Below are 18,786 nucleotides of genomic sequence, written 5' to 3' on the forward strand. Positions count from 1 at the left end.
ATCTACTATTAATTTTCATATTTATATTTTCTGTATTTCTTAAGAGGTCTTAAATGTGTGGTATCGCCGGAATTTTAACTAAAACAGAAATAAATCAGGATCTGGAAAATTTGGTGCTAAAGATGCAAAATGCTATTAAGCACCGTGGCCCAGATGATTTGGGTACTTATATATCAGAGGATCGACGAGTAGCCCTTGCTCATACTCGTCTGTCAATTTTGGATCTCAGCCCTGCTGGACATCAGCCAATGTCTACACCTGATGGTCGGTACTGGATTACTTTCAATGGTGAAATTTATAACTTTTCACAACTGCGGCAAAATCTCATTTCTCAAGGAGAGCAGTTCCAGTCCCAAACAGATACAGAAGTTATCCTCAAGCTCTATCAAAGAATGGGTTCTAATTGTTTAGAACATTTAAGAGGTATGTTTGCTTTTGCTATTTGGGATGACTGGGAAAAAACCTGCTTTATGGCTCGTGATCCTTTAGGAATCAAGCCATTATACTATTGGTCATCTGGTTCTACTTTAGTCTTTGCTTCAGAGCTAAAAGCTATCCTTGCATCTCGTTTACCTGCCCTTAACTTGAGTCCAGAAGGATTATATGGCTATCTGGTATATGGTTCAGTTCCAGAACCATATACCCTGATTGCAGATATTCATTGTTTAGCAGCTGGTCATTGGTTGTATTGGCAAGGCGATCGTGTCACAAAACAACAGTATTGGCAAATTAACTTTACTCCACAAGCAATTTCACCAATAGAAGCCCAAGAAAAAGTTCGTAATGCTTTAGTTGATACAATCGAACATCACTTGGTAAGTGACGTGCCTGTTGGCATTTTTCTTAGTGGTGGAATTGACTCTACAGCTATTCTAGCTCTAGCTACAAAGGTGCAGAATAAACAGATATCTACATACTCTATAGCTTTTGAAGAAACCCAATGGAATGAAGGTGAAGTCGCAAAAAAAGTTGCCAATTTATTTGGAGCAAAACATACAGAATATAAAGTTACGGCCTCTATTGCCAAACAGTTTTTTCCTGAATTCCTACAAGCTATTGATCAGCCCAGTATTGATGGATTTAATACTTTTTTTGTATCACAGATTGCCCACGAAGACGGCATGAAAGTAGTCCTATCTGGGCTAGGTGGAGACGAAATTTTTGGTGGATATAAATCATTTGAAAAAATTCCTCAGATGCTAGCATGGGGTAAAACATTGCAAACAATTCCTGTTCTAGGAAAGAATATAGGTAAAGGATTATCGCGTTGGGGAAAATCACCAAAACTAAAACGCCTGGGTGATTTTTTGGAACAGCCTCCAAGTTCTGCATCTGCCTATTCTACTTTCAGAGGAATTTTCTCTCACCAAGAAGCATGTGCAATTATGCAGCAGTATATTCCTCATCAACCTTTAACTACTTATATCTTTCCATCAGCCGATACTCATAAAGCAGATTTGACAATAGAAGATGAAGTAAGTTTGTTAGAAATAACCTGCTATATGCGTAATCAACTATTAAGAGATAGTGATGTAATGAGCATGAACTGGGGATTAGAATTACGGGTTCCCCTAGTTGATCGTCATCTATTTGAGGCAGTAGCTTCTATTCCTAGTAATATGCGTTTAGCAATTGGTAAAAAACTATTAATTCAATCAGTTCCTGAATTGCCAGAATGGGTTGTTAACCGTCCCAAAAAAGGATTTTATGTTCCCGTTGATAAGTGGATTTCTGGAGATTTACAAAATCATTTTAATAATGTAAAGGTTCCCGATAATATTTCTCTTACTCATTGGTATCGGCACTGGAGTTTGATGATGTTACAACATTGGCTAGAGCGAACTTATGCCTAAAAAGTTGTTCAATTTTAAAGGCAACTCGTGAGGACTGCCAAAAAAAGTTAGATTGATATTTAAAAACCTCACAATTTTGGATAAAAATGAAAATTCTTCATATTATTCCTTCAATAGCATCAGTAAGAGGTGGCCCAAGTCAAGCAGTAATAGAGGTAGTTAAAGCATTAAGAGATGAAAATATTGAAGCAGAAATTGTTACTACTAATGATAATGGTAATGATTTGCTTGATGTACCCCTTGGTAGGCGTATTGAGTACAACCAAGTACCAGTAAATTTCTTTAAGCGTTTTTCTCCTAAAGTTGGCTCCATCAGAGAATTTGCCTTTTCTAGAGAGCTAACTATATGGTTGTGGCAAAATGTTTCTAAGTATGACTTACTACACGTCCACGCTATTTTTTCCTATCCTTCTACAGTAGCAATGGCGATCGCTCGTTTCCAAGGAGTTCCTTACATCGTTCGCCCTTTAGGACAGCTATGTGAATGGTCTTTACAACAAAGCTCTCGCAAAAAGCAAATTTATCTCCAACTCATAGAAAAAGCCAATCTAAATTATAGTAAATCCATACATTTTACCTCAAAGCAAGAACAACAAGAAGCTTCGCAATTAAATCTAAGTTCCCCAAGTTTTATTTTACCGCACGGTGTTGATATTCCTAATATTAACCCTAACGCGCGTCAGCATTTGCGGGAATACTTAAATTTACCAGCCGATGAACCAATTGTTTTATTTTTATCTCGCCTGCATCCTAAAAAAGGTTTAGATTACCTGATTCCAGCTTTAGGTAAACTATCTGATTACCGCTTTACTTTCGTTTTAGCAGGTAGTGGCGATCCAAATTATGAAAGTGAAATTCAATCTCTTCTTGCTATTAACAACATTCATAACTGTACTCATCTTGCAGGATTTGTTAAAGGAGAAATTAAAGATTTATTTCTGCAAGGAGCGGATTTATTTGCTCTGACTTCTTACTCGGAAAACTTTGGTGTAGCAGTATTAGAAGCTTTATCTGCGGGTATTCCTGTTATAGTTACTCCTGGTGTTGCTTTAGCTAATCTAGTTGCACAAGAAAATCTTGGTTATGTTGCAGAGTTTGATATAACTGCGATCGCGGCTGCTATACAGCAGGTTTTGGATTGTCCTGAAGAAGCACAGAAGCGAGGCGATCGCGCCCGTAAATTCATATTAGAAAATTATACTTGGGATCGTATCGCCTCAAAACTAATTTCAGTTTATACTGATATCATTGAAAGTCAGACTGTTTCTACTACCAGTTAAGATAAATTATAAATAATAGGTGATTAAACATATAAATTCAAAGATTACTAACCAATACGAATACGAATATCAATCTTCCAATCAATCACATCATTATCTTTATCTCATAAAACCTCTGATGGAGATGATATTGGAATATAATTACAAACATTAAATTTAAGTTTGCAGGTAGATCTCCCTTTCTTTGGAAGTCTATGCTTTGTTCTAGTACTTTACTCGGTAATTTATCTGAATTCTGAAAGATTTACTTTTGATATGCTAAAGCTGATTACTCCTCTTATTCTCACGTATAATGAAGACCCAAATATTGAACGCACACTCCAGCAACTCACTTGGGCAGAAAAAATTATAGTTATTGATAGCTATAGTAGTGATAAAACTCTAGAAATTCTTAACTCCTATCCACAAGTTCATGTATTCCAACAGAAATTTGATACCCATGCTAGACAATGGAATTATGGTTTAGAGCAAGTTCAGTCGCCGTGGGTGCTTTCTCTAGATGCAGACTATATAGTAACTAATGAGTTAATTTCTGAAATTGCTGCTCTACCGATTGATGGAAAGATTGATGGCTATTTTGCCAGATTCCAGTATTGTGTGTTTGGTAAACCAATGCGTAATTGTATACTTCCACCTCGTCAAGTACTTTTTCGTAAAAGCAAGGCTAAGTATATCGATGATGGACACACACAACTTTTGCAGATGTTTGGTAACTCTGCAACACTCTCTGCCTATATTCACCACGATGATCGCAAACCCCTAAAGCGTTGGTTATGGGCACAGGAGCGTTATATGGTATTGGAAGTAAAAAAATTACTAGAGACTCCTACTAGTGAACTTAGTTTAGGCGATCGCATCCGCAAACAAAAAATTATTGCACCTTTTATAATTTTATTTTATTGCTTGATTATCAAAGGCGGTATTCTAGATGGTTGGCATGGTTGGTACTATGCTTTTCAGCGTGTTCTGGCAGAAATACTCTTGAGCATTCGACTTATAGAAGCTGATAAATTTAAAACTTAATTAGTCAGTAGTTATTAAGAATTTATTTTAAATATTATAAATATTTACAATACTTCGATACACTCAGTAACCATCAATATGAGATTCAGACCTACAGCTACAAAGGTTGACCACTAAATCTACGATTTGGTGGGGTCTTAAAACCATCTATTCAGCGTTCGACTGAGCCTTGTTGAAGTGTCACACCGAAGTCAAAGTCCTCCAGTCGTATAGAATTCATGTTGAATTCTGGCTCCTGAATGCTATTTCGATAAATTTAACCACCGTATGCGCCTAAATAAATATACTGTTAACGACTATACTCCAGGAGCACCATACTGGAAACAGCTTCTTTGGTATTTTATTGGATCGCCCTTAGTTGAAAGTTATTGGCTACCATTTTCAGTTTTTAAGATTTGGGTACTCCGCAGTTTTGGGGCTAAAGTCGGTCAAGGTGTCCGTATTAAACCTGGAGTGCGGGTAAAATTTCCCTGGCGGTTAGACATTGGTGATTTTGTTTGGATTGGGGAAAATGTATGGATAGATAACCTCGCTTGTGTCACCATTGAAAGCCATGTTTGCCTATCTCAAATGGTCTATCTCTGCACTGGGAATCATGACTGGAATCATCCCGATTTTAAATTAATTGTTGCCCCAATCAATATTCAAGAGAGTAGCTGGATTGCTGCCAAGTCTGTAATTGGGCCAGGAGTCACTGTTGGTCGAGGAGCAGTACTAACATTAGGTGGCGTTGCTGGAAAATCGCTACAGTCGATGACCATTTATGCAGGTAATCCGGCTCAACCCATCAAGCAACGAAAGCTTTGATAATACATATCTGAAAACAGGCAAAGCCTCTGTGCAAAACGCTTCAAGCAGGCGATCGCAGATTGCACTCTTAACGTAAATTTAAACTGATAATGGTACTTTAAGATATTTTTCGTTGTAAATAGGTCAGAATCTAAGCTTATAAATAATCAGACAAAATTACAAAATTAATTATATATGGTTCTCGAACGGTTTGATCCCTGATATACTCTCTGCGTAGTAACGAAAGAAGGATGCCTAGCCTAGATTAATGGAAAAGTGACAGTCATCACATTTTGAAAAAACGACATTTTCAAAATTTTTCCACCCGAATAAATACTGAAGTTGTTAGTTCAATCTCTAATCTATTAGCTCTGACATATTTCAAGAGTTATTAGTAGATGTAGTAACTAGCAGCCTGTTGACTGCGGCTAGTTTGTTTATCTTTTGATTCAGCAACGCCTTTTAATCTCAGAGGATAAATGATGTGAACCCTAAATTAAGCAGATTTTTTCTGCACACTGCGATTACGTTACTGTTACTACTGAGCTTATCCGGCATTACTCATGTATTAAATATTCCGGTTTTGGAGCCACTGAAGGTTGTGGCGGCTACCAGCACATCGACTATTCCGTCGAGCGCGCTAGCACCTTGGCCTGTATTTAAGCGTGTAGATGTTCTCAACTCATCATTTCGTTCTGGACTAAACACAGCCTGGGGAGACTATTGGGAGCGTAGCGAAAACCCTTTTTATATTGGGCCTACAGAGCAAACCCAGGAACTAACCAACACCGCCTATGGTAACTATGCAGTATACAACAACCTTGACTTAGGTAGTGGTGTAGAGGCATTGATGCTGCGTATCGCTTTGCCTTCTGGGACAAACAGCGTTGAAGTGCGCTTAGGTTCAGCTAGCGGCTCTGTGGTGGGGAGCTGTACCATCAACAGCACTGGTTCTCTGTCAGACTATCGTACAGTTCCGTGTCCTTTGAATAGCAGCCTTGCAAAGGGACAACAAAACCTTGTCATTAGATTTCCAGGCTCTAACCGTTCTATGCGCTTTAATTGGTTTGCCTTTTGGGCAAAGGATACAGTGCAAGAAATTGACGAGATACAAAAAATCCAATCCGACAGTATCAACCAAGGTTCGCCTGTTATTCCTATTTCTGGCAGACCGATACGAACACAAAACCTACTGCCAACCAGTTCTCAGATTCTGGCCAAATCCTATGGGCTGTGGTCTCCTGCCAAAACATGGGAATGCCCCAAATGGATCCACGATACTTATTTTACCAAGGCCGAGGATGGTAAAGTCTACCCCACATGGCATCCGCCTGTAGATTTCAACCCTGAAACAAATACGTATTGTACATACGGTCACGAGCATGGCGACGATCCGCTCAGTTCAGAGGTATTTAATATTGCAGGGATGCCAGCTTTTGGCTATGTAAATGAGCAACTGGCAGCTAATAATCCATCTAATCCATCTGTTCATAGAAATGAAGATCATTTTGGGCATAAGGTTCTTGTTGCCAACAATTGGCAGATGTTCGATGAAAACAACACCAGTTTAATTAAATCCTGTGACGTGAGCTTAAAACTGCACATGGGTACACATTCGCCAGATGCGCTAGTAAATACAGCCCATGAAATGTTTGCGTCTGGTAAATGTGATGGTCTTGAACCCTTCAATTTAAAGCATTTTGCTTTGTTTGGTGCTGCCGGAGAATTTAAAGAACCTGAAACTTCTTTGTGTGACTTACCGGTAGAGCCTGGCATTACTCCCTCTCCTACGAATCAACCCTATGGTGATGCCCATCGCGCCATTCCTACTGCTGGTTGTTACCAGCGTGGGACAGTTGATCAAAAAACGGAAGATGTAAATACAAGAAATACTGAATCTTGGCTTACTGGCTTTGTTGGAAAAAGTTTTTACTTTAAGATCACAAATCCTTCCCGTTTTTATGATCCGTCTACCACAACGAAGATCAATAGGACTGTGAATAACTGCTACGACCCAACGCATCCTCTTTCTACAACTCTAATTTGCGAAGAAACATTAGCTGCTGGTAGCAAAGTCGAGTGGGACGACCCGCGATCGCCCTTCCGAGGAACAACTCAAAGAGAAACTCACTTTTCTGGTCTTGCATTTAGCAATTCTGCAAATTCAGTAATCTATACAGATGCTTATGGGAGAAACGCAAGAATATCGTCTGCTCCCACTCAAGGGATTACGTTCAAGCAAATTGTTCCTGTCAAAGGATTTAATTATGATGTAGATAGTCAAGACAGCCTCTTCCCACCCAGAGACTATTCTGCATTGGGACAAAATGGGGTAAGAGCGCCTAATTAAAAGAAACCGAGCAATTCTAAATCCGTGAAGCAGGGCGATTGTCCCAGCATTCCATAGAAAACTCAAAGTTTCAGTTTCTCCATCCGCTGATGCCACGCCTTCGACCTAGCAGCAATAGCCCCATTCGACCATTTGTTAGGGTGTGGCATCGGCGGTGATACTAGTTTTCATGATGAGTTGTTAATTATAAAGACTTATTCAGACGGAGATTTATTTAAACCCAGATTCCGCAGGTGATCTCGTAAATACTGTATTTTTCAAAATGACCTAAATGCTGCATTTTAAAAGCATGACAGCATCACCATCAACCGCTTTTGTCACTCTCGAAAAACTTTTGCCATTTTTGAATTTTAAAGCTTTTGTATACGAAGCGATGGCTCCGTCCGCCGCAGGCATCGCAAGATTTTTCGGCGTTGCTGAGTGCGGTATGAATTAATTGAACACCAGGATAAAACGATACTTCAAGTAGTGAAGTAATAATCGAATAGAGTATTTTAATATTTCTACGGACTTAGAATAACATAGTATTTTGCGATGGCAAAGCGGTAGCGACGTATGTAAATCTTACTCACAATCTGATCACCTGGGTCAATAAACTGAGGGTAAACTTTCCATCCGTCAGTAACATAAAATAATAATTTATGAGTCAAAATATTGACGCAGCTAGAATTTCTATTATTATTCCGACTCTTAATGAAGCAGAGAATATCAAAGAAGCAATTGTAACTACTCAACCCAATACAAATATAGAAGTAATCATAGTAGATGGTGGCTCTAAAGATAACACGATAGAAATAGCTCAGTCTTTAAATGTCAAAGTTATCTCATCATCTCCCGGTCGTGCTGTGCAAATGAACGCGGGTGCTGTAGCGGCTAGCGGGAATATTCTCTTATTTCTTCATGCAGATACCCGTTTACCGACTGGGTTTGATGACATGATTCGCACAGCGCTAGAACAACCTGGGATTGTAGCTGGTGCATTTAAGTTGCGGATTGATGCCCCACTTTTAAGTTTACGATGGGTGGAGTGGGGAGTAAATGTGCGATCGCATTTTTGCCAAATGCCCTACGGCGACCAAGCATTTTTTTTAACCAAGGAAGTATTTCAGCAAATTGGTGGTTTTCCTGAATTGCCTATCATGGAAGACTTTGAACTCATACGTCGCTTAAAACCCATTGGACGAATTGTAATTATTCCTACACCAGTTGTTACTTCAGCCCGTAGATGGTTGCAAAAGGGAGTATTCAAAACTACGCTGCTTAATCAAATAGTAATTATTGCTTATTTACTCGGCGTTTCACCTGAGCGAATTCGTTGTTGGTATCGCCGAGAAAAATTTAAAAGAATTTAAGCTGTTTCTCATCTGGGTACTATATCTTAGGAGCAGTGAATTTAAAATCTAGGTTTCAAACTTGAGCCTCAGAAGGTCAAACTTATAAAAATGAAAAAACCTTTATTAACTTCTAAACTCAAACTACTACTCCTAAGTTGCCTGATTTTCACTTTAATAATTGCTGCTAAACAGTTAAACTTTCAGGGACTTTTACACACATCAATCATTTGGGTTGAGAGTCTTGGAGTTTTAGGGCCTATCGCTTATATATTCATTTACAACTTGGCAACATTATTATTTATACCGGGTTCTCTCTTGACACTCAAAGGTGGTTGTCTGTTTGGAGTATTTTGGGGGTCAATATATGTACTAATTGCTGCAATAGTCGGAGCAACTTTAGCTTTTATTATTGGACGCTACCTTTCACGAGATTGGGTTTCTCGACAAATGGACAAACATCCTAAATTTAAAGCAATTGATTTAGCAGTTGCTAAAGAGGGATGGAAAATAGTTTTTCTAACTCGTCTCTGTCCCGTTTTTCCCTTCAATTTATTAAATTATGCTTTTGGAGTTACACAGGTTTCTCTCAAAGACTATATATTAGGTTCCTTTGGCATTATTCCTGGTACTGTGATGTACGTTTATATTGGTTCTTTAGCTGGTAATCTTGCCATGATTAACACGTCTCATCAACCAACTACTCCAGAAACTCAAGTCTGGCAATGGATAATGCAAGTAGTTGGGTTGATTGCTACCGTTGCTGTGACTGTATATATCACAAAAGTTGCTCAAAAAGCATTAGATCAAAGTGTGGCATTAGAAGAAATAACAACCCATGACAAAAATAACAATCATTCAGATATTTAAAAGTATTGATGCCAGAAACTTACAGAAGCTTTTTAGCCTAAGTGTATTAATATTATTGATATTGGCGAGTGCTTTCGCATTAAACACAGACGCGGCTTTAGCAGAAGAATCTGCAAATCCAAATTATTTCAATCATCAAACCATTTTACGGGATTCGTTGCAGTGGATTGATAGCCTGGGTGCGTTGGGAGCCATAGCTTTTATTGCCCTTTATATTATCGCTACCGTCGCTTTTTTCCCTGGTTCTATTCTCACCTTGGGTTCTGGCGTTATATTTGGCGTAGTTTGGGGTTCTTTGTACGTCTTCATTGGTGCAACCCTTGGCGCTACAGCTGCTTTTCTCGTTGGACGTTATTTAGCAAGGAACTGGGTTGCTGGTAAAATCGCGGATAACAAAAAATTTGCCGCCATTGACCAAGCTGTTGGCAGAGAAGGATTAAAAATTGTCCTGCTAACGCGACTCTCGCCAATATTTCCTTTCAATTTATTAAATTATGCCTTTGGCATCACGGGAGTTTCACTTAAAGATTATTTCATTGGCTCTGTAGGGATGATTCCTGGAACCATTATGTACGTTTATATAGGTTCCCTTGCAAGTAATCTTGCCATGATTGGTACTGAAGCTCAACCTACTAACCCAACTTTACAATGGGCAATTCGGATTTTGGGTTTGATGGCGACAGTAGCCGTTACAGTTTATATAACCCGGATTGCACGTAAAGCTTTAGAAGAGGAATTGTAGGTAAGCTGTCGCGTATTTAATTTGCACAACCAGGGCGGGCAAGATGCCAGGGCGAACGCACGGGATTTCTGAAACCCTTGCTGGGCAAGGATCTTGATGAAAAAATAGGCTAAATTAAAAAACGCCAAAACCCTTGCTATTAAAGGATTCTTATACTTTAGATGCGTTTGCCCTGGGCAAGATGCCCACTCCACAAGAGATTCATTTTTTTGAGGATGCAAATTAAAATATTTTTAGCTTACTCTAGTAGTGTCGTTTATTCAACAGCAAATTGCTGTAAATTATCGATTGTTGAAACGTTTATACAGGAAAACTTTAATCGTATCTGTCAATTCCCAAACGGACAAAACAATTCAAAGGCTGTATTTATTATTAAACAAACATAAAAAACAAGAGACTGAGCCAACTAAATTTATCAGGATTCTTAATTTTCAATTCCTCCCAAAGGTAGTTGACTTTAGTATTTTCAATTCTTAAAAGAGGTTTCGCCAATGACCAATTCAGATTTAGAGAGAGTCACGGTTCGCCCAACGGATGAGTATAACCAAAAGTTGGTATCTTACGTGCATCCGCCAAATTGGGTTAATCCTCAACCTGCCGATGTTTATGATTTGGTAGTAATTGGGGCTGGTACGGCGGGATTAGTGGTGGCGGCGGGTGCTGCGGGTCTAGATTTGGGTTTAAAAGTGGCGTTAATTGAAAAGCATCTTATGGGTGGAGATTGCTTAAATGTTGGTTGCGTACCATCTAAAACTATTATTCGGTCTGCCCGTGTAGTTGGCGAAATCTGGGATGCTAAAAACTTGGGAGTTAATATTCCCCAACATAATATAGATGTGGATTTTCCCAAAGTCATGGCAAGGATGCGGCGAATCAGGTCTGATATCAGCCCTAACGACTCGGCGGAGCGGTTTCAAAAGTTGGGTGTCGATGTCTTTTTGGGTAGCGGTCGATTTGCGAGTAAGAATACTGTGGAAGTTGGCGGTAAAACCCTGCGGTTTAAAAAAGCTGTAATTGCTACTGGCGCAAGAGCCGCACAACTGTCGATTCCGGGAATTGAAAAGGCGGGTTATCTAACGAATGAGACGGTTTTTTCCCTAATTCAACGGCCGGAACGTTTAGCGGTGATTGGCGGCGGCCCCATTGGTTGCGAATTGGCGCAAGCTTTTCGGCGCTTGGGTTCTGAGGTGGTACTTTTCCATAGCGGTTCTCATCTTTTGAATAAAGAAGACGCTGAAGCTGCTGAAGTTCTGCAAAAGGTTTTGATTAGGGAAGGAATTCGCGTAGTGTTGAATTCCAAATTAGAAGAAGTGGTAACTGTTACTGAGGGGAAACGACTTTACTTTTCCTCCAATGGTCATCGAGATTCGGTGACAGTAGATGAAATTTTAGTCGGTGCGGGGCGATCGCCAAATGTCGAAAATCTAAATTTAGAAGCTGTGGGTGTAGAATACGACAAGCGCCAAGGTGTAAAGGTAAATGATTACCTCCAGACGACGAATCCCAAAATTTATGCGGCTGGCGATATCTGCATGAACTGGAAGTTTACCCATGCTGCTGATGCTGCGGCGCGGATTGTAATTAAAAATACGCTGTTCTCTCCCTTTGGCTTAGGACGCTCGAAACTCAGCAGTTTGGTGATGCCGTGGGTAACTTATACTGACCCAGAAATTGCCCACGTGGGGATGTACGAACACGAGGCGCAGAAATTGGGTATTGAGGTGACGACAATTAAAATACCTTTTAGTAGTGTAGATCGAGCGATCGCAGATGGTGAAGAATCAGGATTTCTGAAAATCCACCACAAAAAGGGATCTGATGAAATAATTGGTGCAACTATTGTCGCCAGTCACGCAGGTGAGATGATTTCAGAAGTGACTACAGCAATGGTAAATAAGCTCGGTTTGAGTAAGTTAAGCAGTGTAATTCATCCTTATCCCACTCAAGCCGAAGCTATTAAAAAAGCAGCTGATGCTTATCGCCGAACACTCTTGACATCAAATACCAAAAAATTGTTGGGATTTCTAACAAAGTTATCTTGACAAAGATTCAGTGAACAGCCGAATAACTAACTGTTCACTGATAATTGATACAGGATTTTTCAAGTAGATGAGGTATAAAGTACAGGACTCAAAAAATCAGACATAAAAAGTTTACTCCCTTCTTTCTGCCTCCTGCCTCCTGCCTCCTGCCTCCTTCAAGTCATCTCTAAGCAGATCGGAAGCGATCAATCTCACCCCCGGTCAAGTTTGCGTAGTACAGATTACCATCTTTTCCAGTAGTGATTTGTGTAGTCACTCCTAGATTTGGCGTGTCTGCTGGGGAAGCAAACCGCTTAACAGAGACAAGTTTGCCTTGGCTATCAAATGTCAAAGCATCGATAGTTCCTTGACTGAAATCACCAACGAATAACGCACCTTGATAGATTGAGGGGAAAGTATTGCCTGTGTAAAAGTCACCCAAAACAATTGAATTGGAACTAAAATGCTTGTAAGTATAAACTGGTGCTGTAACAGTTTTGCCACTACTATAAAAGTCTTTTGCTGCATTTAGGGTCGCATATTTTGGTTGTTGCAAGCTGACGATGTTGCCTTTTGCATCAAGACCTCCTTCATAGAACGGCCAGCCAAAGTTAGCTCCTGGTTTTCCGACATTGACCTCTTCGTAAGTATCAAAGCCAACATCACCAATCACAGGGTTATTATTCTTATCAATTGTGAAACGGAAGGGGTTACGCAGACCTAAGTTATAAACCTTGGAGCGATTGCTATTAGGATCGCCGTTGTAGAAAGGATTACTTGATAAACCTTGACCAGTAATGGCATCAATATGCAGGATCTTGCCGGACAGATTATCGATATCCTGAACGCGAATTGCTCGCGGATCTATTCCGTTGTAGGAAGTCCCGTCTCCTAAGCTTACAAACAAAGAACCATCGGTACCAAAGCGCACAGCACCAACTGAGTGAGATTCACTATCGTTGGCTATAAAATTCTGGACATTTTGGACTTTATCGAGATTATTAAGATAATCCTGCAAGCTAGTAAACTGCTTACCAGTATCTTTGTTAATAATTCCTGATGGTGCGTAGCCTAGTGAGACATTTGTGCTATTTCCATCTGGACGGCTAATATTATCCCAAGTGGCATTAGTACCCAGTAGCACAAATTGGCTGCCGGCAATGGCAGTAGTGTAATTTGTTTTGGGGTCAGCTGTTACCCGAATTAGCTGTGCAGTCCGATTCCCATTCTGATCGGGATTGTCCAATGTGCTATTGGGATTGTTCTTAGGGTTGTTTGGATTAGTTTCTGGTGGATCGTAAGTATACAATAGGTAAACATAGTTGTTGCCGGTTGGACTTTTGCCAAAATCTGGATGTACAGCAATGCCTAAAAGACCGCGATCGCGCGTGTCATTTACCTGTGCAGAAATATCGATAAATGGTGTTGCTAATAATTTGCCGTTGTCTAAGACTCGCACTACCCCATTTTTCTGGGCAATGAACATCTGCTTTTGGTCAGCTGTCCAGTCAAAAGCTGTGGGTTGATTCAAACCAGAAGCTACCGTATCTAAAGCAAACTTAGTAGAGTCATCATCAAGAATCGTGATAGTTGTCTGTTGATTAGTTAGTTGGACTCCAACTGCATTACTAAAGTTGAGAGTAAATGTTTCATTTGATTCCTCAACGTTGTCATTAATAATGGGGATAATAATGTTTTGCTGGCTTTGTCCTGCGATAAAATTCAAGGTTCCAGATTTACTTTGGTAGTCAGATCCAGCTTTAGCAGTTCCATCCACAGTTGTGTAGTTCACACTAGCAGCTCCGACAGTGTTACCCCGTGTAGCTGTCACCGTAGCTGTACCAGCACCCTCATTAATTACTGGCGCACTAAAATCGATGCCAGAGCGATCGTTATCTTGAATCGTAATTCCAAGAGTTCTTTGGAGCCCTAGTGTTGCTCCCCCTGGCTGATCGATAACAAAACTAAAGGTTTCATCTACTTCTATTAATGAATCGTCATTGATCGGAATTGATACTTGTCTGCTGCTTTCACCCGGCGCAAAAATAATTGTTCCAGCGCTTTCGGTACCATCACTTCCGTAGTCAACTCCTGCTGTGGCAGTACCAGCTATGGTTGCATACTTGATTGAAGATGTGCTGCTTAAATCACCAGTCCTGAGCAAAGTTATGGTAGCATTACCAGCGCCTTCGTTCAGAGTTGTGGAAGATGATCCTAATGTGATTGTGGTCTGAAGAACTGGTGAATACAGTTGTGATTGAGGAATAATTTCTTTGGTCTGAGAAGCACTCGACCAAGCCAACTTGGAAACGGCATTGACGGTATTTTCGAAGTATTCAAGTTTAATATCATACTTCTGACCTGCAACTAGTGCGATCGAGCCGCTAAATTCAGTGGCAGATTGATTGACAAACTGATTGATGATTTGCTGACCATTCACCCAGAGTCGCACACCATCATCGCTAGTGGTATAGAAGTTGTAAGTCTCGCTGTACTTGGCTTGTACCTGGCCTGTCCAACGTGCTGAGAAGGTATCTGGAGCAATGAACGGTTCTGGAGAACCAAGACCCCAGTCAAAGTTCACTGTCGTATCTGTACGGGTTTGCTTCAGGTTGGTAAAGTCGATGTTGTCGTAGTACTCTGCTTTGAGTCCGTTGCCGTTGCCATTAGCGCTTTGACTATAAAGTTGTGACTGAGGAATGATTTCTTTGCTTTGAGAAGCACTTGACCAAGCCAGCTTGGAAACGGCAGTGACTGTATTTTCGTAGTATTCAAGCTTAATATCGTACTTTTGACCTGCAACCAGAGCTATTGAGCCAGTGTTTTCTGTAGGTGATTGATCGACAAACTTATTAATGATTTGTTGACCATTGACCCAGAGTCGCACACCATCATCACTACTGGTGTAGAAGTTGTAAGTCTCGCTGTACTTGGCTTGTACCTGACCTGTCCAACGTGCTGAGAAGGTATCTGGAGCAATGGTCGGATCTGGAGAACCAAGACCCCAGTCAAAGTTCACCGTCGCATCTATGCGGGTCTTCTTGAGGTTGGTTAAGTCGATGTTGTCGTAGTACTCTGCTGTGAGTCCGTTGCCATTACCACTAGGAGGTACGTTGCTCTGGCTATAAAGTTGGGACTGAGGAATGATTTCTTTGTTCTGAGTAGCACTCGACCAAGCCAGTTTGGAAACGGCAGTAACGGTATTTTCGAAGTATTCAAGCTTAATATCGTACTTCTGACCTGCAACTAGTGCGATCGAGCCGCTAAATTCAGTGGTAGATTGATTGACAAACTGATTGATGATTTGCTGACCATTCACCCAGAGTCGCACACCATCATCGCTAGTGGTATAGAAGTTGTAAGTCTCGCTGTACTTGGCTTGCACTTGACCTGTCCAACGTGCTGAGAAGGTATCTGGAGCAATGGTCGGATCTGGAGAACTAAGACCCCAGTCAAAGTTCACCGTCGCATCTGTACGGGTTTGCTTCAGGTTGGTAAAGTCGATGTTGTCGTAGTACTCTGCTTTGAGTCCGTTGCCATTACCAATAACAGGTACGTTGCTCTGACTATAAAGTTGTGACTGGGGAATGATTTCTTTGGTCTGAGAAGCACTCGACCAAGCCAGTTTGGAAACGGCATTGACGGTATTTTCGAAGTATTCAAGCTTAATATCATACTTCTGACCTGCAACTAGTGCGATCGAGCCGCTAAATTCAGTGGCAGATTGATTGACAAACTGATTGATGATTTGCTTACCATTCACCCAGAGTCGCACACCATCATCGCTAGTGGTATAGAAGTTGTAAGTCTCGCTGTACTTGGCTTCTACCTGACCTGTCCAACGTGCTGAAAAGGTATCTGGAGCAATGGACGAATCTGGAGAACCAAGACCCCAGTCAAAGTTCACCGTCGAATCTATGCGGGTTTTCTTTAGGTTGGTGAAGTCGATGTTGTCGTAGTACTCTGCTTTGAGTCCATCTCCTTGAGAAAGCAGACTGGCACTAGCTTGAGGAGAAATACTTGGCAGCAGCGTCTTATCAAGGGTTTGTAGAGATTTATTATCAATTACCGTTGGGTTAGAATTTTGATTCTGTAATTCATTCATTGAAATATATGCCTCACAATAATGCTAGAACTAATTCCATAATTAATGTTGTGGAACTAGTTTTATAATGGATATTTCCAACAAAAAAGGCGTAGCTATACTAGGTGTAAACATATTAATAAGATAACAGTAAATTTTCTTATTAATATATTTGTTGCATGTAATATTTTCTCTTAATTGCTGATAGAAACTATTTTTTTATATATGCTCCTTCGCTCATATCCCTTTCTAATGGGCTGCCTATTTGTGTCAACCTCAAAATGAACGAATATGGACTGATTTACCTTTCTATATATTCTTTGAAGGTAGATTATAGAGAAGAATTGGTACTACAAGAAATACCAGATATTAATTATCGGAAGGGTGCAATAGTCCTTATAAATGGTTATTTTTTGTTACAAGCTTATGATTTTTTGATTAAATTCACTTTGGTGAATTCAATTAAAAATTATAAGTAACCTCTCAAGAGAGCCTTTAATCTAACTGATAAGCAGTTACATAAAGTTGAAACAAAGCAAAATCCAAGATGTCAGATAAATGCTTAAGTAGTTGAAGATTATATTTTACATGAGAATGCTTAAGTACTGTCATTAGATTTATCAACTACATATTTGACACTATATCAGGGTGTTATGTCTATCTTTTTTATAGAACTTTATTTAAATATTCATATTGCTATATACCTTTTTAAAGGAATATAAAAGTTTTAATGGTTTTTAAATAAAAATTACCAATATAGGGAATGATGTCATGTTTTCTAGCCTCATATTTCTTAATGAAATGAAAATTATATAAAGAAAATTTTTAATATTTAAAGATTTAAAAAAGTAATATTTATCTATGCTTCATCTTGACTATTAATTCATATCTTTGTGGTAATAAACAGGAGAGAGGCTTTGCAACCCAGTTGTTGTTTTTATTCCACTTGTATGAAACTACCCTGCCTTCTCGACGCGGTAAGGGGGAATTCAAAGCCTCTCGATCTTTCGCAAAGAGGAATGGAAGCGGGGTTTATAGTATACTTAACGACTTTCCAAACATCCTCTTAAACTCAATAAAGTTCAGTTAACAGGGCAAACGCATCTAAAGTATAAGAATCCTTTAATAGCAAGGGTTTTGGCGTTTTTTAATTTAGCCTATTTTTTCATCAAGATCCTTGCCCAGCAAGGGTTTCAGAAATCCCGTGCGTTCGCCCTGGTTCAGTTAAGGGCTACTGGCAAAAATTTTGGGTTTTTGAGATGCACGATAAATCGCCGTCTCTACAAGTGTTTTGGTCTTATCTGAACTCTATTGCTCTTAAACTAGGGTGTAAGTGGGAATGTTCAAGCTGATTTGAAGATAACAAGAAACCACCGAAGATATCTATACCTTGGGTGGTAGTGTGCAGTCGGGAGCGACAACTATTTTCAGATGAATTTATTAGAAATTGCTCAGAAGCAGGTTGTATGGTTGTTGGTTTTTACTTATAACCAATACACCATTACAGTAAAAATTATTAAGTCACAAGAAAAAATCTTAACAAAAGTGGTAACACTGACGGCGTTTGTCCCTTTGCTGACTTGTAGCTAGCGGTAATGTGCGTGTCCAGTCTTCTACAGTGGTGATTTGAGGGATGAACACTGATGAAATGCGATCGCTTGGCATATTGCAGATAGTTGGCCGCGAAACGATCGCTACTATCTAGGCTTACTTTCTGCAAAAGCGATTAGAAGTAGCGATCGCGGCATGTGTCTGGTAGCGATTTCTGTATTAGCTTTTATCTCCGGTTCAGTACTGCCGTTTCTATTTTGCTACCTCCGCTGAGATCCGGCATTGATGTCAGCACCAGTTCTTACTACAGAAGTTGATGTCGTAGGCATTTTGATTTATTTCAATTTGGCGCAGTTAACTTTAAAGTTACGAAAGGAGTCATTGGTCATTAATCAATAACAAATTACAAACGACAAATGACTATTTTTACAATTCTGATTCCGTCACTGGAGCAACAATTTCGCCAGTACCCAATTGCAGTATCATGTCTTGTTCAGTAATTAATCCACTGAGTTCTTTTACTTGTAAATTCATTTCTTCACAAGCTTGTCTGAGTTCTCGGGCAAATTTGTTGAGGTCTTGACCATAGCCACATTGATAAGCAGCAGTTTCAATTCCTTGCTTGGCATTTGCTCTAGCACAATCTACTAGTTCTGTGCCATATAGTGGTGTAGGAGATGCCATAGACGTAGTTGTTATCTCTAAATGTATGCTGCTGAATAGACTATCAATATTTCAATTTTTACTCATCCCTCTAATGGAAGACAATGAGGGTAGAGTTAGTAGTTAGAAGTTAATAAGTTATAATTTTGAACTCTGATAACTTTAGTTTTTGAATTTTGAATTAAACAAAAAATATAAAATTCCAAATTCTATGACTTCTAACTCCTAA

General features: G+C 39.7%; 12 protein-coding genes and 2 pseudogenes. 11 read left to right on the forward strand and 3 right to left on the reverse strand.

Going from position 1 to position 18,786, the window contains the following annotated elements:
* Nucleotides 1-53 precede the first annotated feature (53 nt).
* The 6 genes from asnB to FD724_RS26595 all read left to right on the forward strand — a co-directional run bounded on the left by asnB (nucleotide 54) and on the right by FD724_RS26595 (nucleotide 7,731).
* Nucleotides 54-1,853 carry an asparagine synthase (glutamine-hydrolyzing) gene (asnB, locus tag FD724_RS26570; RefSeq protein WP_179074673.1) on the forward strand — a complete coding sequence of 600 codons (1,800 nt, stop codon included), beginning with the start codon at nucleotides 54-56 and terminating at the stop codon, nucleotides 1,851-1,853.
* An 86-nt stretch (nucleotides 1,854-1,939) separates the two neighbouring features.
* The gene (locus FD724_RS26575; RefSeq protein WP_179074674.1) at nucleotides 1,940-3,133 is read left to right on the forward strand and encodes a glycosyltransferase; all 1,194 of its coding nucleotides are present in this window, start codon (nucleotides 1,940-1,942) and stop codon (nucleotides 3,131-3,133) included.
* Between the two features lie 255 nt (nucleotides 3,134-3,388).
* Entirely contained in the window at nucleotides 3,389-4,156 is a 768-nt protein-coding gene (locus FD724_RS26580) for a glycosyltransferase family 2 protein (protein ID WP_179074675.1), read from the forward strand.
* Nucleotides 4,157-4,423: 267 nt separating this feature from the next.
* A complete protein-coding gene (locus tag FD724_RS26585; protein WP_179074676.1) occupies nucleotides 4,424-4,963 on the forward strand; it encodes a WcaF family extracellular polysaccharide biosynthesis acetyltransferase in 540 nt (179 codons plus the stop codon).
* A 466-nt stretch (nucleotides 4,964-5,429) separates the two neighbouring features.
* A complete protein-coding gene (locus FD724_RS26590) occupies nucleotides 5,430-7,295 on the forward strand; it encodes a carbohydrate-binding protein (RefSeq protein WP_179074677.1) in 1,866 nt (621 codons plus the stop codon).
* A gap of 289 nt (nucleotides 7,296-7,584) precedes the next feature.
* Nucleotides 7,585-7,731, forward strand: coding sequence for a hypothetical protein (locus FD724_RS26595; protein WP_179074678.1), 147 nt, complete (start codon nucleotides 7,585-7,587; stop codon nucleotides 7,729-7,731).
* On the opposite strand, the pseudogene FD724_RS26600 reads toward FD724_RS26595, so the two are convergent.
* Nucleotides 7,728-7,948, reverse strand: a pseudogene (locus FD724_RS26600) (IS1 family transposase); the annotation flags it as partial. The gene FD724_RS26595 and the pseudogene FD724_RS26600 sit on opposite strands and share 4 nt — an antisense overlap.
* Here FD724_RS26600 and FD724_RS26605 point away from each other — a divergent pair.
* The 4 genes from FD724_RS26605 to FD724_RS26620 all read left to right on the forward strand — a co-directional run bounded on the left by FD724_RS26605 (nucleotide 7,937) and on the right by FD724_RS26620 (nucleotide 12,280).
* Entirely contained in the window at nucleotides 7,937-8,647 is a 711-nt protein-coding gene (locus FD724_RS26605; RefSeq protein WP_179074679.1) for a TIGR04283 family arsenosugar biosynthesis glycosyltransferase, read from the forward strand. The pseudogene FD724_RS26600 and the gene FD724_RS26605 overlap by 12 nt on opposite strands.
* Nucleotides 8,648-8,737: 90 nt before the next feature.
* Nucleotides 8,738-9,496 carry a TVP38/TMEM64 family protein gene (locus tag FD724_RS26610; protein ID WP_179074680.1) on the forward strand — a complete coding sequence of 253 codons (759 nt, stop codon included), beginning with the start codon at nucleotides 8,738-8,740 and terminating at the stop codon, nucleotides 9,494-9,496.
* Nucleotides 9,465-10,238, forward strand: coding sequence for a TVP38/TMEM64 family protein (locus tag FD724_RS26615; protein WP_179074681.1), 774 nt, complete (start codon nucleotides 9,465-9,467; stop codon nucleotides 10,236-10,238). Before FD724_RS26610 ends, FD724_RS26615 begins: the two co-directional genes overlap by 32 nt.
* Nucleotides 10,239-10,729: 491 nt before the next feature.
* Nucleotides 10,730-12,280: a mercuric reductase gene (locus tag FD724_RS26620; RefSeq protein ID WP_179074682.1), complete on the forward strand. Its 1,551-nt coding sequence runs from the start codon at nucleotides 10,730-10,732 to the stop codon at nucleotides 12,278-12,280.
* A 166-nt stretch (nucleotides 12,281-12,446) separates the two neighbouring features.
* On the opposite strand, the gene FD724_RS26625 is transcribed toward FD724_RS26620, so the two are convergent.
* Complete coding sequence (locus FD724_RS26625) at nucleotides 12,447-16,364, reverse strand: PA14 domain-containing protein (RefSeq protein ID WP_179074683.1); 3,918 nt, start codon at nucleotides 16,362-16,364, stop codon at nucleotides 12,447-12,449.
* Between the two features lie 1,342 nt (nucleotides 16,365-17,706).
* Between FD724_RS26625 and FD724_RS41110 the strand changes: the two are divergent.
* Nucleotides 17,707-18,293 (forward strand): annotated as a pseudogene (locus FD724_RS41110) (magnesium transporter); the annotation flags it as partial.
* A 27-nt stretch (nucleotides 18,294-18,320) separates the two neighbouring features.
* Here the strand turns inward: FD724_RS41110 and FD724_RS26630 are convergent.
* Entirely contained in the window at nucleotides 18,321-18,578 is a 258-nt protein-coding gene (locus FD724_RS26630; protein WP_012409850.1) for a hypothetical protein, read from the reverse strand.
* Nucleotides 18,579-18,786: the final 208 nt, after the last annotated feature.

Source organism: Nostoc sp. C057 (assembly GCF_013393925.1).
GTDB classification, from domain to species: Bacteria; Cyanobacteriota; Cyanobacteriia; order Cyanobacteriales; family Nostocaceae; genus Nostoc; species Nostoc muscorum_A.

Coding starts and splice junctions, on each gene's coding strand:
- asnB (WP_179074673.1), top strand. CDS start 54: ATGTGTGGTATCGCCGGAATTTTAACTAAAACAGAAATAAATCAGGAT.
- FD724_RS26575 (WP_179074674.1), top strand. CDS start 1,940: ATGAAAATTCTTCATATTATTCCTTCAATAGCATCAGTAAGAGGTGGC.
- FD724_RS26580 (WP_179074675.1), top strand. CDS start 3,389: ATGCTAAAGCTGATTACTCCTCTTATTCTCACGTATAATGAAGACCCA.
- FD724_RS26585 (WP_179074676.1), top strand. CDS start 4,424: ATGCGCCTAAATAAATATACTGTTAACGACTATACTCCAGGAGCACCA.
- FD724_RS26595 (WP_179074678.1), top strand. CDS start 7,585: ATGACAGCATCACCATCAACCGCTTTTGTCACTCTCGAAAAACTTTTG.
- FD724_RS26605 (WP_179074679.1), top strand. CDS start 7,937: ATGAGTCAAAATATTGACGCAGCTAGAATTTCTATTATTATTCCGACT.
- FD724_RS26610 (WP_179074680.1), top strand. CDS start 8,738: ATGAAAAAACCTTTATTAACTTCTAAACTCAAACTACTACTCCTAAGT.
- FD724_RS26615 (WP_179074681.1), top strand. CDS start 9,465: ATGACAAAAATAACAATCATTCAGATATTTAAAAGTATTGATGCCAGA.
- FD724_RS26620 (WP_179074682.1), top strand. CDS start 10,730: ATGACCAATTCAGATTTAGAGAGAGTCACGGTTCGCCCAACGGATGAG.
- FD724_RS26625 (WP_179074683.1), bottom strand. CDS start 16,364: ATGAATGAATTACAGAATCAAAATTCTAACCCAACGGTAATTGATAAT.
- FD724_RS26630 (WP_012409850.1), bottom strand. CDS start 18,578: ATGGCATCTCCTACACCACTATATGGCACAGAACTAGTAGATTGTGCT.